General features: G+C 63.5%; 1 pseudogene. It reads left to right on the forward strand.

Annotation, left to right across the window (positions count from 1 at the left end):
- Window positions 1–441 (forward strand): annotated as a pseudogene (locus AAIL68_RS17620) (IS21 family transposase); the annotation flags it as partial.

Genomic DNA, 441 nt, shown 5'->3' on the forward strand with positions numbered 1-441 from the left:
TGGGAGGCGTTCAACCTCTGGCTGGAAGAGCAATGCCGCAAGCGCCAGCACGATGTCCTGCGCGGCGAAAGCGAAACGATCGGCGAGCGGCTGCAACGCGATCTGGCTGCCATGCGCCCTCTCCCGATCGCGCCCTTCGATGCCTGCGACCAGGACACTGGCCGCGTCTCGTCCCAGTGTCTGGTGCGCTACAAGACCAACGACTATTCGGTGCCGGTCGCCTATGGTCATCAGGATGTCTGGATCCGGGCTTATGTCCACGACGTGGTGATCGGCTGTCGGGGCGAGGTCATTGCCCACCATCCCCGATGCTGGGACCGCGACGAATTCATCTTCGATCCGATCCACTACCTGCCGCTGCTGGAGCAAAAGATCAACGCACTCGACCAGGCCGCGCCGTTGCACGGCTGGGAGCTTCCCGAGGAATTCGCCACGCTGCGG

Source organism: Paracoccus sp. SSK6 (assembly GCF_039770665.1).
In the GTDB taxonomy this organism is placed as follows: domain Bacteria; phylum Pseudomonadota; class Alphaproteobacteria; order Rhodobacterales; family Rhodobacteraceae; genus Paracoccus.